Source organism: Poseidonibacter antarcticus (assembly GCF_003667345.1).
GTDB classification, from domain to species: Bacteria; Campylobacterota; Campylobacteria; order Campylobacterales; family Arcobacteraceae; genus Poseidonibacter; species Poseidonibacter antarcticus.
The window spans coordinates 116,690-137,376 of the sequence record NZ_RCWF01000002.1 but is presented as its reverse complement, the minus strand read 5'-3'; the positions used below and the strand labels follow the sequence as shown (position 1 = coordinate 137,376).

The 20,687-nt window shown below is 26.0% G+C and carries 15 protein-coding genes; 13 read left to right on the top strand and 2 right to left on the bottom strand.

Translation table 11 applies throughout. The features are described 5' to 3' along the window. Positions 1–17: 17 nt before the first annotated feature. Both D9T19_RS03305 and D9T19_RS03300 read right to left on the bottom strand, forming a co-directional pair. Positions 18–2,300, bottom strand: coding sequence for a cache domain-containing protein (locus D9T19_RS03305; protein WP_121626792.1), 2,283 nt, complete (start codon positions 2,298–2,300; stop codon positions 18–20). A gap of 219 nt (positions 2,301–2,519) precedes the next feature. Beyond that, positions 2,520–2,933, bottom strand: a complete 414-nt coding sequence (locus D9T19_RS03300) for a DoxX family protein (protein WP_121626791.1) — start codon at positions 2,931–2,933, stop codon at positions 2,520–2,522. Between the two features lie 149 nt (positions 2,934–3,082). On the opposite strand from D9T19_RS03300, the gene D9T19_RS03295 reads away from it, so the two are divergent. The 13 genes from D9T19_RS03295 to D9T19_RS03235 all read left to right on the top strand — a co-directional run bounded on the left by D9T19_RS03295 (position 3,083) and on the right by D9T19_RS03235 (position 20,620). Beyond that, positions 3,083–5,701 (top strand): plasma-membrane proton-efflux P-type ATPase, encoded by a 2,619-nt coding sequence (locus D9T19_RS03295; protein ID WP_121626790.1) that lies wholly within the window; start codon positions 3,083–3,085, stop codon positions 5,699–5,701. After that, positions 5,698–6,957 (top strand): MgtC/SapB family protein, encoded by a 1,260-nt coding sequence (locus D9T19_RS03290; protein WP_121626789.1) that lies wholly within the window; start codon positions 5,698–5,700, stop codon positions 6,955–6,957. Before D9T19_RS03295 ends, D9T19_RS03290 begins: the two co-directional genes overlap by 4 nt. 9 nt (positions 6,958–6,966) lie before the next feature. Beyond that, the gene (locus D9T19_RS03285) at positions 6,967–7,716 is read left to right on the top strand and encodes a DUF6629 family protein (protein ID WP_121626788.1); all 750 of its coding nucleotides are present in this window, start codon (positions 6,967–6,969) and stop codon (positions 7,714–7,716) included. Positions 7,717–7,781: 65 nt separating this feature from the next. After that, entirely contained in the window at positions 7,782–8,981 is a 1,200-nt protein-coding gene (locus D9T19_RS03280) for an exonuclease SbcCD subunit D C-terminal domain-containing protein (protein WP_121626787.1), read from the top strand. Next, the gene (locus D9T19_RS03275; RefSeq protein ID WP_121626786.1) at positions 8,978–12,607 is read left to right on the top strand and encodes an AAA family ATPase; all 3,630 of its coding nucleotides are present in this window, start codon (positions 8,978–8,980) and stop codon (positions 12,605–12,607) included. The genes D9T19_RS03280 and D9T19_RS03275 overlap by 4 nt, the downstream gene beginning before the upstream one ends. Positions 12,608–12,619: 12 nt before the next feature. After that, on the top strand, positions 12,620–12,934 hold the full coding sequence (locus D9T19_RS03270; protein WP_121626785.1) for a hypothetical protein: 315 nt from the start codon (positions 12,620–12,622) through the stop codon (positions 12,932–12,934). A 147-nt stretch (positions 12,935–13,081) separates the two neighbouring features. Next, the gene (locus D9T19_RS03265) at positions 13,082–13,552 is read left to right on the top strand and encodes a KwaA family protein (protein WP_500043840.1); all 471 of its coding nucleotides are present in this window, start codon (positions 13,082–13,084) and stop codon (positions 13,550–13,552) included. Next, positions 13,549–14,364, top strand: a complete 816-nt coding sequence (locus D9T19_RS03260; RefSeq protein ID WP_121626783.1) for a hypothetical protein — start codon at positions 13,549–13,551, stop codon at positions 14,362–14,364. Before D9T19_RS03265 ends, D9T19_RS03260 begins: the two co-directional genes overlap by 4 nt. 23 nt (positions 14,365–14,387) lie before the next feature. Continuing rightward, positions 14,388–15,320 carry a HamA C-terminal domain-containing protein gene (locus tag D9T19_RS03255; protein WP_121626782.1) on the top strand — a complete coding sequence of 311 codons (933 nt, stop codon included), beginning with the start codon at positions 14,388–14,390 and terminating at the stop codon, positions 15,318–15,320. A gap of 12 nt (positions 15,321–15,332) precedes the next feature. Further along, on the top strand, positions 15,333–17,843 hold the full coding sequence (locus D9T19_RS03250; protein WP_121626781.1) for a DEAD/DEAH box helicase: 2,511 nt from the start codon (positions 15,333–15,335) through the stop codon (positions 17,841–17,843). 11 nt (positions 17,844–17,854) lie between these two features. Next, positions 17,855–18,199 (top strand): hypothetical protein, encoded by a 345-nt coding sequence (locus D9T19_RS14660; protein WP_228197957.1) that lies wholly within the window; start codon positions 17,855–17,857, stop codon positions 18,197–18,199. Between the two features lie 362 nt (positions 18,200–18,561). After that, positions 18,562–19,152 carry a hypothetical protein gene (locus D9T19_RS03240; protein ID WP_121626780.1) on the top strand — a complete coding sequence of 197 codons (591 nt, stop codon included), beginning with the start codon at positions 18,562–18,564 and terminating at the stop codon, positions 19,150–19,152. After that, positions 19,139–20,620, top strand: a complete 1,482-nt coding sequence (locus D9T19_RS03235) for a DUF2779 domain-containing protein (RefSeq protein WP_121626779.1) — start codon at positions 19,139–19,141, stop codon at positions 20,618–20,620. The genes D9T19_RS03240 and D9T19_RS03235 overlap by 14 nt, the downstream gene beginning before the upstream one ends. The last annotated feature ends 67 nt before the right edge of the window (positions 20,621–20,687 follow it).

Here is a 20,687-nt window from a genome sequence, read left to right as displayed (position 1 = left end):
GAAAATTTAGGTTTAATTTAAGAAGGAGTAATGGGAATATTTATACTAAACTTTACTCCAGTATATTTAATATTATCATAAGAGAAAGTCTTATTTTCTACTTTAAACTCTGCATTTAAAAGCTTTGTTAGAATATTTTTACTCATATATAAACCTATTCCTGTACCTTCAGAATCTTTTTTTGTAGTAAAATATGGATCAAAGATTTTGTCTATAATATCTTTGTTTATACCTTTTGCATTATCTTTAATTTCAAGGATTAAAGAATTTTCTTTTTTATATGTTTTTATAAAAATCAATCTTCTTTGTTTATATTTAATTAGTTCATCTCTTGCATTATTTAAGATATTTATTAACACTTGTATAATTTCATTTTCTAAAGAGATAATTTCAATATTTTCAATATCTTTTATAATTTCGATATTTTGAGTTTTATATTTTGGAAGTAAAAGTTTTAATGTTTTCTCAATAGTAGATGAAATAATAAATTCAGAATAATTATTTTTATCTGGATTAAAAAAGTTTCTAAAATCATCTATTGTTTGAGCTAAATATTGTGCTGAATTATTTATTGAATCTAAGGATGAGAATAAGCTTTCATCAGATAAACAATTCATTTGCTTTTGAAGCTTTGTTCCAGTTGCAGCAACAGTGATTGTTGATAAGGGTTGTTTCCATTGATGGGCAATATTAGCAATCATCTCACCCATTGTTGCCATTTTGCTTTGTTGGTATAATAGTACTTCTTTTCTTTTATTATCTTCTTTAAGAGCTTCTTTTTCAGTAATATCTGTAACAAAAACAATAATATTTCGAACTTCTCCATTTTTATCAAAAATAGGAATATTAGAGAAATTGATAAGTTTTATTCCATCTTTTGATTTATATTTTCCAAGAATATCTGCTATAGTCTTTTTAGATTTTATAGTTTCAAGATCACATTTGTAATATTCTTTATAAAAATCTGGAAAAATATTTTTTGAAGGTTTATTTCTTAAATCTTCTGTACTTAGATTAAGAGAATCCGCCATATTCTTATTTGCTCTGATAATATTGTCTTTAGTATCTTTATAAATAACATTTATAGGTAAGTTATCAAAAATAAGATTTAATTCTTCCATCATTGTTTCAAATTTTGTAGTTTCATTTTCTAAAAGTTTTTGTTTATATGAAAGAAAAATTCTTTTTAGAAATCTTGATACAAATAGTGATGGTATTAAAAATATTAATGTAATAATTAAAGTTGATATTCTTATAATCATTAAATTTTTTTGATAATCTTCTTCTAATTCTTTTTGTTTTTGAATAATCATAGAATTTAAATTATTATAATCAAATCCAGTTCCAATTACCCAATTATAATCATTGATTTTTTCTAAATAAGATATCTTATTATATCTTTTCTCTTCATTTTCAAATGTGTATTCTAAATATGTAGATTTTTTCTTAGAATTTATAAAATTTGTATATGATTTTAAAAATATATTATTTTTATCTAAATGACTAATATTAGAAAAGTTTAATTCTGATAATAATAAATTACCTTTTTCATCTATTACAAAAACATTATTTTTATCTTTGTATTCTATAGTTTTTATATTATCTAAGACTTCTTTTTTAACTTTATTTTGAAAGTTTTGTTTATATTCTCCTATACCAATAAACCAATTGTAAGGATTGAACTTTTTTATAAATCCTATTTTTTGATATTCTTTTAAAGTATCATTAGGTTTATTAAACATCCATGTTTGGAATCCTTCTGCTTTTTTACTTTTTGCTATGTTTATAGATTCTTGAATAATAAATTTTTTATGTAAATCTTGAAGATTATAAAAGTTTTTTCCTTCCCGTTCAGGTTTTACTGGATGAAAAATATTTGTTCCATTTAAATCGTATATGAAAAAATAACTTCTTCCATCATTAAATCTAATATTTTTTAATGCAGATTTTATTATTTGAGTGATTTCTTCTTTTGATTTTATATTTTTAAAGTCATTATATATTGTTGTCATTACATTATGAGCATTATATGATTGACCTTTAATTTCTTTTTTTAATGAGTTAATAGATTCTAATTTTTTATTATTTATATATTTATGTACATTATTTATATTAGTTTTACTTATATCTTTATTTAATTTAATATAATTTTTTCTAATCTCTTCTTTGTCTTTTTTTAAATTTTTAGTATGATCAATAGAAATATAAAAGTTAACTAGTAGTGCTATTACTACTACAAATATAGATGGAGTATATTTCACAATATTTAGTATAAAGTTTTCATCTGATAGTTTTCTCAAAATATTCCTTCAGAAATTTAAATATAAGCTCTTATAATAATAACATTATTTTATTAAAATTAAAGAGTGATTTGCAAAGGATTAAGATAGTATTTTGTTACAATGAAATTAATGAAAAACAAATTTCCTTAAAATACTCAAAAAAAAACTATTACATATTTAATAGATTGTTCAAGTATTTTAAAAGAAAATTGATTATGTATTTATAAATAGTTTAGATTATTTTCTTAAATAATCTAAACTATATTTTCCAGCACCTTGTAATAAAATACTTAATGATCCTAAAAGATATAACATTTGAAGTTCAATAGCCCATGCTCCTTGATCTGTTCTTGTAAAAATATCGTTTAGATGTGCAAGTCCAATTGCTGTAGCCATTGTTCCAATAATCAATACTGCTGCTATTCTAACTTTAAAACCAATTATTAGCATTAGTGGAGCTATTACTTCACCTAAATATGCACCGTAAGCTATAAATGATGGTAATCCTGAATTTGCAAACATCCCTTCTAAACCTGAAACACCATGTGATATTTTTCCAAGACCATGAAATAACATTAAAAAACCTATTGTGAGTCTTAATATAAGTTTTGCACTATTGTCATAATTGCAACTTGTATTTATTTTTTCCATTTTTATCCTTAAAAATTTTATTTGAAAGAATATTATCATATTCAATTTAACCTATAATTAAAATTATTATTTAGAATAAAATTAATAATTAATTTATAATTGTAAGAGTATAATAATTCTAATAAAAATTATTATTTTTGGGGTTTCTTATGAAAGATAAAGATTTAGATATCTTAACAGGATTGAGTGAAGAAGAAGTTCAAAAAAGAATTAAAAAATATGGTTATAACGAATTAAATGAAAAACAAGTTAATTGGCTAAATCGACTTTTTAAAAGATTTTGGGGACCAATTCCTTGGATGATAGAAATTGCAGCTATTCTTTCTGCTGTTGCACAAAGGTGGGAAGATTTTTCAGTTATTATACTGATGCTTTTTATAAATGCTTTTGTAGATTTTTATCAAGAATCAAAAGCACTTAATGCAATAGCTGTTTTAAAGAAGAAACTTGCAAGAGAAGCATTAGTTCTAAGAGATGGAAAGTGGAAAACTATTAATTCAAAAGAAGTTGTTCCTGATGATATTATCAAAATAAAAATTGGTGATGTAGTTGCTGCTGATTGTATTCTCTTAGGTGGTGAAGATTTTATTCAAGTGGATCAATCGGCATTAACAGGTGAATCCTTACCTGTAAATAAACAAATAAATGAAAGCTTATATGCAAATGCAATTATAAAACAAGGTGAAATGATTGCAAAAGTAACTGCAACTGGATTAAATACATACTTTGGTAAAACAGTTGGTTTAGTTGCAAAAGCTGAAAAACAAGAACATGGTCACTTTCAATCAATGGTTATAAAAGTTGGGAATTATTTAATCATTATGACACTTTTTTTAATCGGTATTATTATTTGGCATGGTATAAATAGTAATGAACCTCTTTTAGAATTATTGATTTTTGCACTTATTTTAACAATCTCAGCAATTCCTGTTGCAATGCCTGCTGTTCTAACTGTTACAATGGCATTGGGAGCTAGAGTTTTAGCTACAAAACAAGCTATTGTTACAAAACTTTCAGCTATTGAAGAAGCAGCTGGAATGGATATTCTTTGTTCTGATAAAACAGGAACACTTACACAAAATAAAATGAGTTTGGCAGAACCATATTTAGTAAGAAATTATACAATTGATGAATTAATGCTTTATGGTGCATATGCTAGTAAAAAAGAGAATAAAGACCCAATTGAAAAACCAATTTTTGAATATATAAGTGATAATAAATTAGAAGAAAAACTAAATGAAATCAAAATAACAAAATTTATATCTTTTGATCCTATACATAAGAAAACTGAAGCAATTTTCAACAATGAAGTAAGTTATATAAAAGGTGCACCTCAAATTATTATTGAATTATGTGATGAAAATTTAAATGAAAAGAAATCAGATTATGCACAAGTAGAAAACTTTGCAAAAAAAGGTTTTAGAACATTAGGTGTGGCATACAAACAAAAAGATGAGAATAAATATCATTTTGTAGGATTAATTGCACTTTATGATTTGCCAAGAATGGATTCTAAACAAGCTATAACAGAAGCAAATAAAAAAGGTGTATCAGTAAAAATGATAACAGGCGATAATATTGCTGTAGCTAAATATATTTCTAATATACTTCAAATTGGTGATGATATAGAGGATATCAAAGAATTAAAAGGACAAAATCAAAAAGAGTATATATATCTCTCAGAAATATTATCACGTTCAATAGTTAAAACATTAAATACAAGTAGTACAGATAAAGAAATAGATGAAAGTGTTGAAAAAATAGTTAATGAAGTACAAAAAGAATTAAATAATAAACCTATTCCTATAGGTAATGTAAAAAAACATGAATCAGAAATAGTTAGGATAATAGAAAACGCAAATGGCTTTGCACAAGTTCTTCCTGAAGATAAATATTTTATTGTTGATGAATTACAAAAAGCAGATCATATTGTAGGAATGACAGGTGATGGGGTAAATGATGCTCCTGCACTTAAAAAAGCTGATTGTGGTATTGCTGTTAGTGGTGCAACAGATGCTGCACGAGCTGCTGCTGATATTGTGCTTATGGCACCAGGGCTTACAGTAATAGTTGATGCAATTGAACAAGCAAGAATTGTATTTGAGAGAATGAAAAGTTATGTCGTTTATAGAATAGCTGAAACTGTTAGAATACTTATGTTTATGACACTTTCAATAGTATTGTTTGATTTCTATCCTATTACTGCAATAATGATTATTATACTAGCTCTTTTAAATGATATTCCAATTATGGCAATAGCTTATGATAATACAAAAGTTGAAGAAAAACCCGTAAGATGGGATATGAAAAATGTATTTATTTTATCAACTTGGTTGGGAATTGCAGGAGTATTAAGCTCCTTTGCTATTTTTTATATAGTTATGATTTATTTAAAAGCCAATCCTCAAAGTGCTTTTTTACCAGAACTTCCAATGTGGGTGGATATAAATGATGAAAAATCATTTTTAGGTTTTGTACAAACTTTATTTTTTGTAAAATTAATTATTGCAGGGCATTATACTATTTTTAATACAAGAATAGCAGATTGGTTTTTTAAAAAACCTCATCCCTCATGGCAATTATTTTTTGCATCTTTTATAACAGCATTATTAGGAACAGCTCTTGGTTTATATAGTTTTGATTTACTTCCTAGAATTAACTGGCAATGGGCATTATTCTTATGGGTTTATGTAAGTATTTGGTTTGTATTTAATGATATTATTAAAATGGCAGTTATAAAATATAATAAAAAAAGAAGTTTAAAATGAGTTTAAATATTGATTTAGTACATTTCTTAGTTGTAATAGTATTTAGTTTCTTAATTGGACTAGAAGTGAAGTCATATAGAAGAGAGTTTTCCAAAATAGATAGTAATAATTATTTCTTTGGTGATGTTAGAACATATACATTTATAGGAATACTAGGTTTTATTTTATTTAAAATAGATTCTTCAATGTTGTATTTGTTTGGTTTCTTAGCTCTTACAGGTTTGTATGCGATTTTATATAACAAAAATCTATTAGAAAATAAACGAAGTATTTTATTGTTTATTGTTATGTTATTAGTTTATACATTCGGAGCGCTTATACAAACACAAGCGCTGTGGATGAGTGCTCTTTTATATGTGAGTATTGTATTTATTTTAAATTCAAATGTTAATATGAATAAATTTTTTAAAGATATTAATATCACAGAATTTGAAACACTTGGTAAAATGATACTTCTTTCCGCTGTAATCTTGCCACTTTTACCTGATACAAAAGTTATTCCATATATACCAATGTCACCTTTTAAAATATGGCTTACCGTTGTTGTTATTTCTGGAATTAGTTATGGTGGATATATTTTACAAAAATACATTTTTCCATCAAAAGGTTACTATCTAACAGGAATATTTGGAGGTTTATACTCTTCAACTGCAACAACAGTAGTTTTAGCAAGAAAAGCTAAGCAAATTGGAAGTTCTAATATCTTAGATGCTGCAATTATATCTGCAACATCAGTTATGTATTTGCGTTTAATAGTTGTATCATTGATATTTAATTTTAATATTGGTAAAGAGTTAATACTTCCTTTTATTTGTTTATCATTATCTGGATTTATAATCTCATTTTTATTTCTTAGAAACCAAAAAGAAAATAATCAACCCTTAGATATAGTAGATGCAAATCCATTAGAGCTAAAAACTGCATTTTTATTTGCAAGTTTATTTGTTACTATGATAATACTTACTAATTTTGTTACAAAAAACTATGGATCATCAGGTTTAGAAGTTTTATCTTTTGTAGTAGGTTTTACAGATATTGATCCTTTTATATTATCAATCTTAACTGGAAAATTTAGTATTAGTGATATTCAAATCATTACCGCGATTATGATAGCAGCAGGAAGCAATAATCTTTTAAAAGCTATCTATATTTTATGGTTTGGTGGAGTAAAGAACTTATATAAATCAGCTATAGGAATCTGTATCTTTGGTATAATGACTATTATACTAGGTTTGTATTATGAAATTTTTTTATAAGGTAAGGTAATGGATATATATTTTGCAATTTTAAACTTCACTCTTTCAGGAGCTATTGGTTTTATAGGTATTCTTACTTTACGACAATCAAGTACATCAAATGAAGTTTTATTTGCAGCTTTACCATTACTCTTTGCATTACACCAATTTACAGAAGGTTTTGTATGGCTTGGAGTTGGTGGATATATAGAAGCACGTGCTTTAGAACTTGCTTCTGGGATATTTATTTATTATGCACAAGGTTTACTTCCTTTTATTATTCCTTTATCTATTTATTTAATAGAAAAAGATTCAAAAAGAAAGAAATTATTAGCCATTCTTTCAACTCTTGGTTTGTTCTTGGCAATTTATACTATGTATGGTTTTTATCAAAGTCCTAGTAGTGTAGAAGTAGTAAACAATACTCTTTATTATAGCCATCCATGGACAGAAAATATATATGATGCATCTATTTATATTCTTACTACATGTGGATCATTAATGTTAAGTACTAGTATTTCAGTACAAATTTTTGGTTTATTAAACTTTATTGGATTGGTTATTATCTTTTTATTAAGACCTTATGGATTTACTTCTTTATGGTGTTTTTATGCTGCTGTAATTAGTACACTTTTATATTTTTACTTTTCAGAACGACGTATAAAATTTTTATTAGATATAAAAGAAAAGAAAAATGAGTTTAGTAATAAATTAGAAAAAGAATTAAATACATTAAATAAAAGAAGAATCTCTATTTTAAAAAGAGTTAAAAATAGCTAATTTTATTATTATATTATTTTAATATTAAGAGGGTAAACTTCTATTAAATATATTATTGGATTTAAATGAAGATATTACACACATCAGATTGGCATATAGGTCAAAAGTTTATGGGAAAAAGCAGGGAAGAAGAGCATAAGGCTTTTTTATCTTGGCTTTATGAGATAATTAAAAAAGAAAATATTGATGTACTTATTGTAGCAGGTGATATATTTGATACAGGAAATCCACCAAATTATGCTTTGGAGCTTTATTATAACTTTTTAAAAGAGTTATTTTCTATAAAAAACTTATATGTAATCATAACAGCAGGAAATCACGACTCTATTTCTACACTAAAAGCTTCAAAGCAATTACTTGAATATATGAATGTACACGTAATAACTTCAGGTGAAGAAAATGAAAATGAACTAATACCTATATACAAAGAAGACAAACTTCAAGGCGTGGTTTGTGCTGTTCCATTTTTACGAGATAGTGTAGTTCGTAAAGCAATAAGCGGTCAAACTATCTCACAAAAGGAATCTTCACTAAATGATGGAATAAAACAACACTATATAAATGTATATAAAAAAGCAATAACACTTACAAAAGAAAATAATCTTCCAATAATTGCAACAGGACATCTTACAACAGTAGGAAGTCGTACAAGTGAAAGTGAAAGAGATATTTATATAGGTGGAACTCTTGATATTGGAAGTGATTTTTTAGGAAAGTATTTTGATTATGTTGCTTTAGGGCATTTACATATAAATCAATCAGTTGGATGTAACCAAGTGAGATATAGCGGTTCGCCAATTCCTTTAAGTTTTTCAGAAGCAAATCAAAGAAAAAGAGTCAATATCGTTGAGTTTTTAAATACAGAAGACAAAACTAAAATAGAAGTAAAAGAAATAGAAATACCACAATATAGAAAACTACAAGTCCTAAAAGGCAATCTTGAATCAGTAAAAAATGAATTAAAACAAATAGAAGATAAAACAACATGGTGTGAAATACATCTAAAAGATGAAAACCCAATGTTTGCAAATCAAGCTCTAAGAGAATATGCCCAAGAACAAGAACTAATTATTTTAGCAATCAAAATAGATAAAAGTGAGCAGAAGCTAGAAGCAAAAGAGTTAAAAGTAACAAGCTTAGATGAGCTAGTACCTCAAGATGTATTTAAAAGAAGATTAGAAATAGAAGAACTAGAAGATATAAAGTTTGTAGATGAGTTAAATCTAAACTTTAGAAAAGTAGTAGAAAAGGTGCAAGTTAAATGAAAATATTAAAAGTAAAATCATTAAATATAAACTCATTAAAAGGTGAGTTTGAAATAGACTTTAGAGAATTTTTAAACGATAATTCACTCTTTGCAATCACAGGACCAACGGGTGCTGGTAAAAGTACAATACTTGATGTTATTACTTGTGCATTGTATGGAAAAACACCAAGACTTACAAATCCACCAAATGATTTAATGTCAAGACATACAGGTGAATGCCTTTGTGAAGTAGAGTTTGAAATCAAAGGAATTATATATCGTTCTTCTTGGAGCCAAAAAAGAGCTAGAAAAAATGCAAATGGTAAGTTTCAAACAGCAAAAATGGAATTATCAAATGTAGGCACTTCAAAAGTTATAAAATCAAGTTTAAGAGATGTACCAAAATACATTGAAGAGTTATCAGGTTTAGACTTTGACAGGTTTATACAATCTATGATGTTAGCCCAAGGAAGCTTTGATGCGTTTTTAAAAGCAAAAGAAGCAGATAGGTCAAGCTTACTAGAAAAAATCACTGGAACACAAATCTATGCAAAAATATCAAAAGAGATATATGATACATACTCAGTATCAAAAAATGAAATAGATTCAGATAAAAAGATACTAGACTCAACACAACTCCTAGAAAAAGAAGAAGTTGAGCAAAAAACAAAAGACCTAGAAGAAAAGAAAGAGCTAAAGAAACAATACGATAAAAAAGAAAAAGAACTAAACGATAGTAAAATATACTTAGAAACACTAGCCAAACTAGAATCAGACAATATAAAATATACACAACTTTTTGAAGATATATCAAAAGAAAAAGAAGATAAAAAAGAAGAATACCAAAAATTAGACCTAGCAAACAAAGCTTTAAATATAGAATCCCTATATACAAGACAAAACACATTAGAATCTGATATACAAAAAGACAAACAAAGACTAGTTAAATTAAAAGATGAACTAGAGCAAGTAGAAGAAAAACTAATATTAACTACTACACAATACAGTATAAGCCAAATACAAACAAGTAAAGCCAAAGTTACACACGATGAGCAAACAAAAAAGATAAAAGAAGTTAGAACACTACAAACACAAATAAAAGAGAAGCAAAAAAGCTGCGAAGTCTTAAGTAGCTATATACAAAGTAAAGAACAAGAACAAGGGAAGATTCAAAAAGAGTTAGAATCTATACATAGTGAGTATACAAGTATAAACAAAAAAGAAGAAGAGCTAAGGGCGTATATACAAACAAATAGCAAAGATGAAAAGCTAATAGAGTTATTGCCCCTAATAAACAAAAGCATAGAGCAGTATAGCTTATATACAAATACACTAAATGAAATATACCAAACAAAAGAAAAAGCTCTAAATGAGCAAAAAGAGCAAAAAAGCATAGTTGAGGTATTAAATAAGCAAACAAAAGAGCTAAAAGCTATATATGAGAATATAAACAAAGAGTATATACAAATAGAATCAAACTTTACAAATGACAATATACAAGAAGATGCTTTACGAGAAGAGATAAAAGCAAAAGAGGCATTAGAAAGTATATACAAAGAGTATTGTGAAAATAAAAAGACAATAACAAAGCAAAATGATATAAAAAAACAGTATATAAAAGATCAAAGCCTAATAACAAAGAATATACAAACAAAACAATCTTTAGTAAATGAGCTAAAAGTACATATACAAACACTAAGACAAATGAGAGATAAAGAACTTCTAATCAAAAGCTATGAAGAAGATAGAAAAAGACTAAAGCAGGGCGAGGAATGTTATCTATGTGGTTCAACAACTCATCCTTATATAAATAATATAGAAAATCACACTACAGTAGATACAGATAAAACAACAAATCAAATAGAGCAAAAAGAACAAGAACAAACAAAAGAAGAAAATGAACTAAAAAAACAAAATGATAGTCTAATCCTTCTAAATTCAAAACTAGAAAACACAAAGCAAGAAATAGAAAAACTAGAAGAGAATCAAAAATCACTATATACAAGAATAGAAAAAGAGCATATAGACATTGTAAATGAAAATGAAGAGAATACAAAGCAAAATATACAAGAAGAACTAAATAGTTTAAATACAAAACTATCTAATATCAAACAAAGAAGAGAAAAAAAAGAAAAACTACTAAAACAAAAAGATGAAGCAAATAATAAATATAGCAAATCATATACAGAATTTGACCAAAAAGAAAAAGAACTAACAAAAATTCAAAATGATATAACACAGTTAGAAAAAGATGAACAAAAATATACAAAAGACCTAGAAACAATAGAGACAGAACTAAAAGAACAATATAAACAATACAATATAGAGTTTAATAATAAAACATATAAAGAAAACTATGAAGTACTAAACAATAAAAAAGAGACATATATCTCAAAACAAAAACAAAACAAAGAGTGTGAGCTAGAAAAGAATCAAAAAGCCCTACAAATAAAAGAACTAGAAACAAAACTAACAGATATAAAAACTACAGTAAAAACACAAAAAGAAACTGAAGCTAAATATGAAGAGTTCATAAAAGAGCAAAAAGAAAAAAGTACAAGTATTTTAAATATAGCAGATATAGACATATATGAAATAGAACTTAATACAAATTATCAAAATATACAAGAAAAAGAAAAAAACCTAAAAAATGAGTTAACAAAACTTCAAACAACACAAGAACAACAAGAACAACAAAAAAACCAACTTCAAACAAATATAACATCAAATGAAGACATATCTAAGCAATTAAAAGAAAAATTAGAAATAGAACTACAAGCAAATGACTTTGAAAATATTGAAGAGTTTAAAAAAGCAATCTTAGAAAAAGAGCAAAGAGAAGAATTAGCTCTGTTATGTAAAAAAATAGATGAAACATACAATAACTATAAAACACTAAAACAAGACACACAAGATAAACTAAAAGAACACAAAGAAAAAGAAGAAAAAAATCAAGAATCAAAAGAAAAGAAAAAAACTATAGATGAGGTAGTCCAAGAACTTCAAGAATTACAATCAAAAATAGATGAACTCCAAGAAAATATAGGAGCATTAAGCCAAACACTAAAAAGAAACGAAGAAGACAGCCAAAAACACAAAGAAAAAATACAAGAACTAGAAGAAAAAAAAGAAAAGTTTAAAGTATGGGTAAAACTAAATGAAATGATAGGATCAGCGGATGGAAATAAATTCGCCAAATTTGCCCAAGGAATTACACTAGACCAATTAATAAATCTAGCAAACCAACACTTGAATTTATTATCAAGCAGATACGAACTACAAAGAAGTCGTGAACCAAAACAAATCCTAGAAATAGATGTATGTGATAGTTTTCAAGGAAATACAATAAGACCAGTAAGCACACTATCAGGAGGAGAAAGCTTCATAGTAAGCCTTTCACTAGCCTTAGGACTTTCAAGCCTAGCTAGTCAAAAAATAGCAATAGATTCACTGTTTTTAGATGAAGGATTTGGAACACTAGATGAAGATAGCCTAGAGTTAGCACTAAATGCACTAAACCTACTACAAAGCAGCGGGAAAATGGTCGGTGTGATTTCACATGTGCAAGCACTGAAAGAGCGAATACCATTGCAGATAAAGGTTGAGCCTCGGGGTGATGGGACTAGTTTTGTTGAGATGAATTAAAAAGGAAAAGTAATGTTAGAAAAGTTTTTAGAAGCGATTAATAATAAAAAGTTAATAGAGGTTAGGTTTATTGCTAAGAGTGATGGTCAAATCAGAGAAAGAAAATGTGTTCCATTCGATTATGGAGTTAGTTCTAAATCAAAGGATAAAAGTGATAAATATCATTTCTTTGATTTAAACAGTCCAAATAGTAGACATAACCTACCATTATTTCCTAATCAAATACAAGAAATTAATGTATTAGAATCTGAAAGTTTTGATCCCGCAGATTATGTAAAATGGGAACCAAATTGGATTTTTGAAAGAGATTGGGGAGTATATTCCTAATATGATTATGAGTTATATATTTAGATTTTTTTTAATAATAAATTCTCTATCCTTATCTTTTGTAATTTTTGCAATTAATAATAAAATGACAATTGAAAGCATCGAATATTATTATTATCAAACATGTAGTTATCTAGTAGAAAAAAAATTGGATCTGAATTTATTATAAATAACTTATATGAAGTATTAAATATGGTTTCTTATTCTATTTATTTTATAGTGATACTAATTTTATCTAGTATTAGTATATTTTTTATTAAATATTTATCAGATGACAGTATTGAAGAAAATACAATAACTAATATTGAACCAGCAAATGATGCTTTTTTACCAAGCTATTTGGGATATTTTTTCGTAGCATTAAGCGTAACAGATATTCAAATATTTTTTGTAGTATTTGGAATAATTGCAATATTTATATTTTATTCAAGAATATCTTATTTTAATCCAATGTTTTTTCTCTTTGGATTTAACTTTTATTATGTGACAAATAATAATAATGTAAAAGTATTATTAATAACCAAGAGAGAGTTAAAGAATACCTTAGATATTGAATTCAGTGAACTAAAAAGAATTACAAATTATACATTTATTGATATAAAAAAGGAAGAAGAATGAATTATTTATTAGCAAAAATAAAAGGCAGAGGTGATAACTTTTTAAAGGTTATAGCAACAAGAGATAGTATCTTTGAGGTACCAGACTTATCAAATAATGAAAATTATGCACCTACGTACAAGCTAGATGATGATGAGTGGTTTAGATTAGATAATTTTTTGGGACGTACTTTTAGAAATGGTTTAATAGAGAGAACTTTTTCTGGTACAAATCATAATCAGATTTTACCAATACAATATAAAGATATTATATACCTATGTTGTAAACAAGATAATTTATTTTTATTCCAAAAATTATCACAAACTCAACTACTATCAAAAAAATGGCTTCATATTTCAGATTCTCCTTCATTACAAAGAGATAAACCAATTATAGTAATAAATGATTGGATTGACGCAATTTATAATAAAGACGAAGATATCCTTTATTTTAAAGATATTGTAAAAATAAAGCAAATGTTTAACGGGATAGGTGACCTTTATAGAGAAGCAACTCAAGTTGAAGTTAATACTTTTCTTAATAAAGATTTTATTTCATTAGGAAATAATTTTACTTCGGCAAGTGTTAAAGTTGCAAATAGAAGAAGAATTGCTATGGCACTAGATACTCTTAGTCGTTTTACTGATGATGAAGTTATTCAAATTTGTGATTATACACAATCTTATTGTGTTGATTTAAATATTAGTAATAATACATTTGTTATTGAAACAGAAGATCATCTCAAGTTAGTACTATTTGGAATTGAACAACGATATTATACTACTTTAATTGGAACAGAAAAAAGACTTGCAAATTCAATATTGGAAATGTAAATGTTTAAAAATAGGAAAATTATATGAATGAATTAGAAAAATATATTATTGGTTCAAAAAAATATTATGATATGGTTTTTGACAATGTTGAACATACAAATATTGTTAATGGGGTTGAAGTTGATTTACATTTTAAGTATTTAAAATTTGACCCAAATGGAAATCCAAAAATAGATAAATTAATTGATATATTGTTTGCTTATTTTACACATTATTGTTTTTCATCAAAAAAAAGAAATAGTGATGGAATGAGTGATGTAGAAAAAGAAATGTTTTTTAGTCAATTAAAAGATGAGGCTAGGGCTTTATTTAGGAAATGGAAAGATGAGGATATAACTGATGACAATCAACCTAAAGCTGGAGAAATAGGAGAAATGATTTTGTGGTTACTTATGGAAGTAATTTTGAAAGCTCCACAAATAGTTGCAAAAATGGATTTAAAAACGAATTCAAAATTAGAAGTTTTTGGCTCAGATGGGATACATGTAAAAATAGATGAAGAAGTTTTAAACTTATATTTTGGTGAAGCTAAATTTTATAATAATATATATGGGGCACTTGATAGCGCATTTGAGAGTATAGAAAAATTTCATGAAGACTCAATGCATTCAAGAGAATATAATTTAGTTACAACTCATTATAAACATTTAAATGACAGTCAGCAAGATAAAGTTTATCAATTTATTACAAATCAAATAGAACAAGATGAAGTTAAAATAAGACATGCTTGTCTTATTGGTTATGACTGGGATCAATATATGAAACTTGATAATGATGAGAGGAAGTATTTTATAGAAAATTTTGTTACATTATACGAAGAAGAAACCAAACGACTAACTTCTTTAATTCAATCGAGATTTGATAAGTTTTCAAAAAAAGAATTTTCTTTTGATGTTTTTTTTCTACCATTTCAAAGTGTACAAGAGTTAAGAAATTCTTTTAATGCAAAACTATAATAGGATAATACTATGAATGAAACAGAAATTATAAACAAGTTAGTAATTATGGATATTAGTCAAAACTTACATGAAGGTTTAGAATTAATTAATGATTGTAAAATATCTGAAGAAGAAATTGAATATTTATGTAAAATTTCTTCAATAAAATCATTAAGTGATAATAATGAAGAACAAGCATTAGCTTATGAAATAATTACAAAATTATTTAAAATTTTTCATAGTTCATATCCAAACTTATATTCAATCGCATATTCAATTTTATCAAGATTAGGTAATTTTCCAAATAGAGAATTATTAAATGACTATGGTTTTAATGACAATAATCTTAATCAAAGCCCAATTTTAAAAATTGAAACTATTTCTAGAGAAGTTGAAAATAGTATTAATCTATTGGGTAATAAATCATTATTAACAGATTTTCAAAAACAGTTTTTTGATATATTAACTAATGAAAAATTTTATAGTGTTTCTGCTCCAACATCCGCTGGGAAATCTTATGTTTTCACATTATCTATTATTAAAAGATTTATTCAAAATAAGAAAGAAAAAATTGTGTTAGTTGTACCTACAAGAGCATTGATAAAAGAATTAAGTGAAAAAGTTTTTAATGGATTAAAAGAATATAATTTAGCTAATGATATAAATGTAAGGACTGTTCCTCTTGTAGAAGATGATATTAATGATAAAGGTATTATATATGTATTGACTCAAGAAAGATTAAATACACTATTATGTGAAACAGAAATTTCTTTGGACACATTATTTGTTGATGAAGCACAAGAAATACAAAGTAATAGAGGAGTGGTTCTCCAAAATACATTAGAAATTATACTCCGTAGATTTCCAAATATTAATTTATTTTTTGCAAGTCCTTTAATTAGTAATCCTGAATATTTCAATGATCTTTTAGATTTAGATACTGATAAAAAATATTTTACAGAGAATTTGTCTCCTGTTGGTCAAAATATAATTTTTCTATCTTCTATAAGTAGAAAACCAAAATTAGCAAAGATGGAGTTATTACACAGTAATGAATATATTGATTTAGGTGAAATAAACTTTAACGGAAAATTCCGAAAAAGTGATCGCATGATTACATTAGCAAAGGAAATTACAAAAGATGATGAGTTAACTTTAATTTATTGTAATAATCCATCAGATACAGAAAGGTTAGCATTAAAGATTGCGGACTCAATTGAGGAGGAAGTAGTTGATGAAGAAATAGAATCATTAATAAATTTTATTGAAGAAGATATTCACAAAGATTATTCTCTTATAAAGTGTTTAAAAAAAGGTGTATCTTATCATTATGGGAAAGTGCCATCAACGGTAAGGGCAAGTATAGAGAAATTAGCAAGTGATGGAAAGTTAAAATTTGTTTTTTCAACAAGTACTCTTCTTCAAGGAGTTAATCTTCCAACAAAAAACATCATATTATTTAATCCTTTTAAAGGACAATCAAAACCGATGGAAAGAAGAGATTTTCTTAATTTAATTGGAAGAGCAGGTAGATTAAAATGTGAATTTCAAGGAAATATATGGTGTATTGATCCTTCTGATTGGGAAAATAAGAGTTTTGAGGGCGAAAAACTTCAAACAATTGAATCATATTATATTAAAATCTTAAATAATAATAGTGAATCATTAATAGAATTATCCAAAAATCATAATTCTTTAGAATTTATTGAATACTTACCTGTTTTTGGAAAGTTTTATGCTGATTTTTTAATTGGAGATTCACGTTTAAAGGATGATAAGAAGTTAATTAATAAAGATGAATTACAAAAAGTAATAACAGAGTGTGAAAAATATAAGTTGGAAGTGTCTACCGAAATAATAAAAAAACATTATTCTATTCATCCAAAGAGTTTAAATGAATTATATCTTTTTTTTAAAAATGAAAATGATTTAAAATTGTGGGTACCAAAAAATGTTTTTCAAAAGAAGAAAGAATTACCATATGAAGATGGAACTAATGAACGATTATCTAAAATATTTGAAAAAATTGATATCATTTTTTTAAATAAAATTAATTTTCAATATAAACTATATTCAAAATATGCGTCTTCATGGATACATGATAATACATTAAGTGAAATTATTAATAGTAATCACAATTACTACGCAAAGAATAATCCATCAAGAACAATTAATTCTAGTATTAGAGAAACTTTAAATATAATTGAAAGTTATGTTAGGTTCAAATATGTTTTATATACAGGTGCATATATAGACATATTAAAGTTAGTTATTGAAGAAAAAAAGCTTACTGATGATGAATTTGAAAATATTCCTAATTTGCCATTATATTTAGAATGTGGATCAGCTGACCTAATTGTAATAAATTTAATTTCTTTGGGATTATCAAGGCTAACTAGTATTAAACTAAAACAATCAAAATACTTTTCTTGTGAAGAACCGTCTTCAACTAATTGTTTTAAGGCATTACAAAATATTGAGGTAAATTTTCTAGATATTCCTGAAATTTGTAAACAAGAAATTAAGAATTTATTAGCTTGATGAGTTTATCTATGAACCTATCTAAATCCCTATACACAAAAGGCATCCAATGCCAAAAAGCACTTTGTCTAAAAAAGTACAATAAAGAAGTACTAACTCCACCTGATGAAACAGCATTAGCTAGATTTGAAACGGGTAATGAAGTAGGGGACTTAGCTTGTGAGCTTTTCCCAAATGGTCGAGAAATAGTCTATACTACAAACTTTGATGAGATGATAAAACAAACTAGAAAATATATAGAAGATGGTATCAAGTATATTTATGAAGCTACTTTTTCTTTCAATCATATTACTGTGTCTGTAGAGATATTAAAAATTCAAGGTATTTATTTAAATATTAAATCAAAATTTTATTGATACTATCAATATTTTTCCAAGAGAAAAAGAAGTTTAAAAATTTGATTGATTAACCCCATCAAAAGATGGGTCGTCCCGAAGGAATTTAGACTGGTATTTTATCATAAAATAGTAATTTATAAATGAATTCTAATCTTAAAAAAGAATAAAATAAATATTACAAAATGAAATATATTTTAATAACAATTAATATTTATATTATAATACAAAAGATTATATAGTAAGAAGGCATTTTAGAATATTCTGCCGACGTCGGGAAAACGATAAAAATTAGACATAAAAAAACCCAAGCTTAAACTCAAAGGCTTAAGACTTACTGGGTGTCGTATTGGGATTATATAAAAATAATTAAGGAAAGTCAAGTGAGAGATGATATTAAATCGAAATTTATAAGTGACATTCGGCTTAGTCCTTATAAAGATTTTGATGAATATAAACAAAATATTAAAGATTCAAAAGAATATTATATTTTATTGTCAATATTTGAAATTAGTTTAAGAAATTCTATAGATAATTATTTTAGAGAAAAGATTTCTAAAGATTGGTTAAGCTCAGAAATACTTCATAGAGATACAAAACAAAGAATTATTGAATCTAAAAATAAGATCTCTCAAAGAAAAGAAAAAATAAATCATGATAAAATCATTGCTGAATTATCTTTTGGCTTTTGGACATCGTTATTTAGAAAGTCATATTCAAATTTATTTAGAATAAAAGATATAAAAAATATCTTCCCAAATATTCCAAAAAAAAATGAGAAATTTATTACAAGATATGAACTAGATAAAGAGTTAAATAAAATCCGAAAGTTTAGAAATAGGATATTTCATTATGAACGAATTATTCATAAACAAGAATATCTTAATATAAAAGAAGATATTTATACCTTATTAACATATTTTGATGATGAAATTTGTGTTTTTACAAAGGAACTTATAAATGAACCTATCTAAATCGCTATACACAAAAGGCATCCAATGCCAAAAAGCACTTTGGCTAAAAAAGTACAGAAAAGAAGTACTAACTCCACCAGATGAAACAGCATTAGCTAGATTTGAAACAGGTAATGAAGTAGGAACTTTAGCTTGTAAACTTTTCCCAAATGGTCGAGAAATTGCCTATACTACAAACTTTGATGAGATGATAAAACAAACTAGAAAATATATAGATGATGGTATCAAGTATATTTATGAAGCTACTTTTTCTTTTGATGGTATTTTGGTTATGGTCGATGTTTTAGAAATAAATGAAGATGGAGTTTGTATTTATGAAGTAAAAAGTTCATCAAGTGTAAAAGATATATATGTTCATGATACTTCTATTCAATACTATGTATTAAAACAACTAGGATTTTCTATAAAAACTGCAAATGTAGTACATATCAATAGCTCTTATATAAGAGCTGATACTTTAGAATTGGATGAGCTTTTTACTATTGCAGATATTACACAAGAAGTTGTAGACTTACAGATAAATATTCCTAGTATTTTAAAAGAGTTTGAAACAGTATTAGAAGATAAGATAAACGAACCAAATATTGATATAGGAAAACATTGTCATGATCCATACGTTTGTGATGCAAAAGATTACTGTTGGAAAACGCAAAGACAAATACCTGAATATTCTATTTTCAATATCTTCAATCTAGGAAGTAAAAAACAAATTGAATTGTATTCACAAGGTATAAAAAACATTGAAGATATACCCGATGATTTTGATATGACAGCAAATCAAAAAGCAGCAGTGCAAATCTACAAATCAAAAGAAACATTTATAAATAAAGAAAAAATCAAAGAATTCATAGATACTTTAACTTATCCTATCTATCACTTAGATTTTGAAACTTTCCAACAAGCCATACCAGAATGGAAAGTTATCAGCCCATACCAACAAATACCATTTCAATATTCACTTCATATTGAGTATGAAGATGGAAGACTAGAACACAAAGAGTATTTAGCACTTGATGGAATTGACCCAAGAGAGCAAATAGCAAAATCATTGTGTGAAAATATTCCAAATAATGTAACGGTATTAGCTTATAATATGAGTTTTGAAAAAGGTGTTATAAAAAAACTAGCAGATTCTTTTCCTAATTTATGTACAAATTTTTTAAGTATAAATGAAAATATAAAAGATTTAATGATACCATTCCAAAAGAAATACTACGTAACACCATCAATGAATGGTTCATATTCTATCAAATATGTACTACCAGCACTAGTTCCAAAATTTGCCCAAGCATACAAAGAACTAGATGGAGTACAAAATGGAAGCCAAGCTATGAACGCCTTTGCAAATATGAGCAAGATGGAAGAGGGCGAAAAAGAAAGAATGCGAACTGCACTTATTGAGTATTGTAAGTTGGATACCTTGGCGATGGTTAAGATATTGGAAAAATTGAACTCAGAAATTCAATAATCAAGTAATATTACTTGATTTTGTGTTATAATTTTATATAAAATTTTACGGAAAATGAAGAGGGAAA

Excerpts from the sequence above, each read along its gene's own strand:
- D9T19_RS03275 (WP_121626786.1), top strand. The coding sequence starts at position 8,978 with ATGAAAATATTAAAAGTAAAATCATTAAATATAAACTCATTAAAAGGT.
- D9T19_RS03290 (WP_121626789.1), top strand. The coding sequence starts at position 5,698 with ATGAGTTTAAATATTGATTTAGTACATTTCTTAGTTGTAATAGTATTT.
- D9T19_RS03280 (WP_121626787.1), top strand. The coding sequence starts at position 7,782 with ATGAAGATATTACACACATCAGATTGGCATATAGGTCAAAAGTTTATG.
- D9T19_RS03270 (WP_121626785.1), top strand. The coding sequence starts at position 12,620 with ATGTTAGAAAAGTTTTTAGAAGCGATTAATAATAAAAAGTTAATAGAG.
- D9T19_RS14660 (WP_228197957.1), top strand. The coding sequence starts at position 17,855 with ATGAACCTATCTAAATCCCTATACACAAAAGGCATCCAATGCCAAAAA.
- D9T19_RS03300 (WP_121626791.1), bottom strand. The coding sequence starts at position 2,933 with ATGGAAAAAATAAATACAAGTTGCAATTATGACAATAGTGCAAAACTT.
- D9T19_RS03260 (WP_121626783.1), top strand. The coding sequence starts at position 13,549 with ATGAATTATTTATTAGCAAAAATAAAAGGCAGAGGTGATAACTTTTTA.
- D9T19_RS03235 (WP_121626779.1), top strand. The coding sequence starts at position 19,139 with ATGAACCTATCTAAATCGCTATACACAAAAGGCATCCAATGCCAAAAA.
- D9T19_RS03255 (WP_121626782.1), top strand. The coding sequence starts at position 14,388 with ATGAATGAATTAGAAAAATATATTATTGGTTCAAAAAAATATTATGAT.
- D9T19_RS03285 (WP_121626788.1), top strand. The coding sequence starts at position 6,967 with ATGGATATATATTTTGCAATTTTAAACTTCACTCTTTCAGGAGCTATT.
- D9T19_RS03295 (WP_121626790.1), top strand. The coding sequence starts at position 3,083 with ATGAAAGATAAAGATTTAGATATCTTAACAGGATTGAGTGAAGAAGAA.
- D9T19_RS03250 (WP_121626781.1), top strand. The coding sequence starts at position 15,333 with ATGAATGAAACAGAAATTATAAACAAGTTAGTAATTATGGATATTAGT.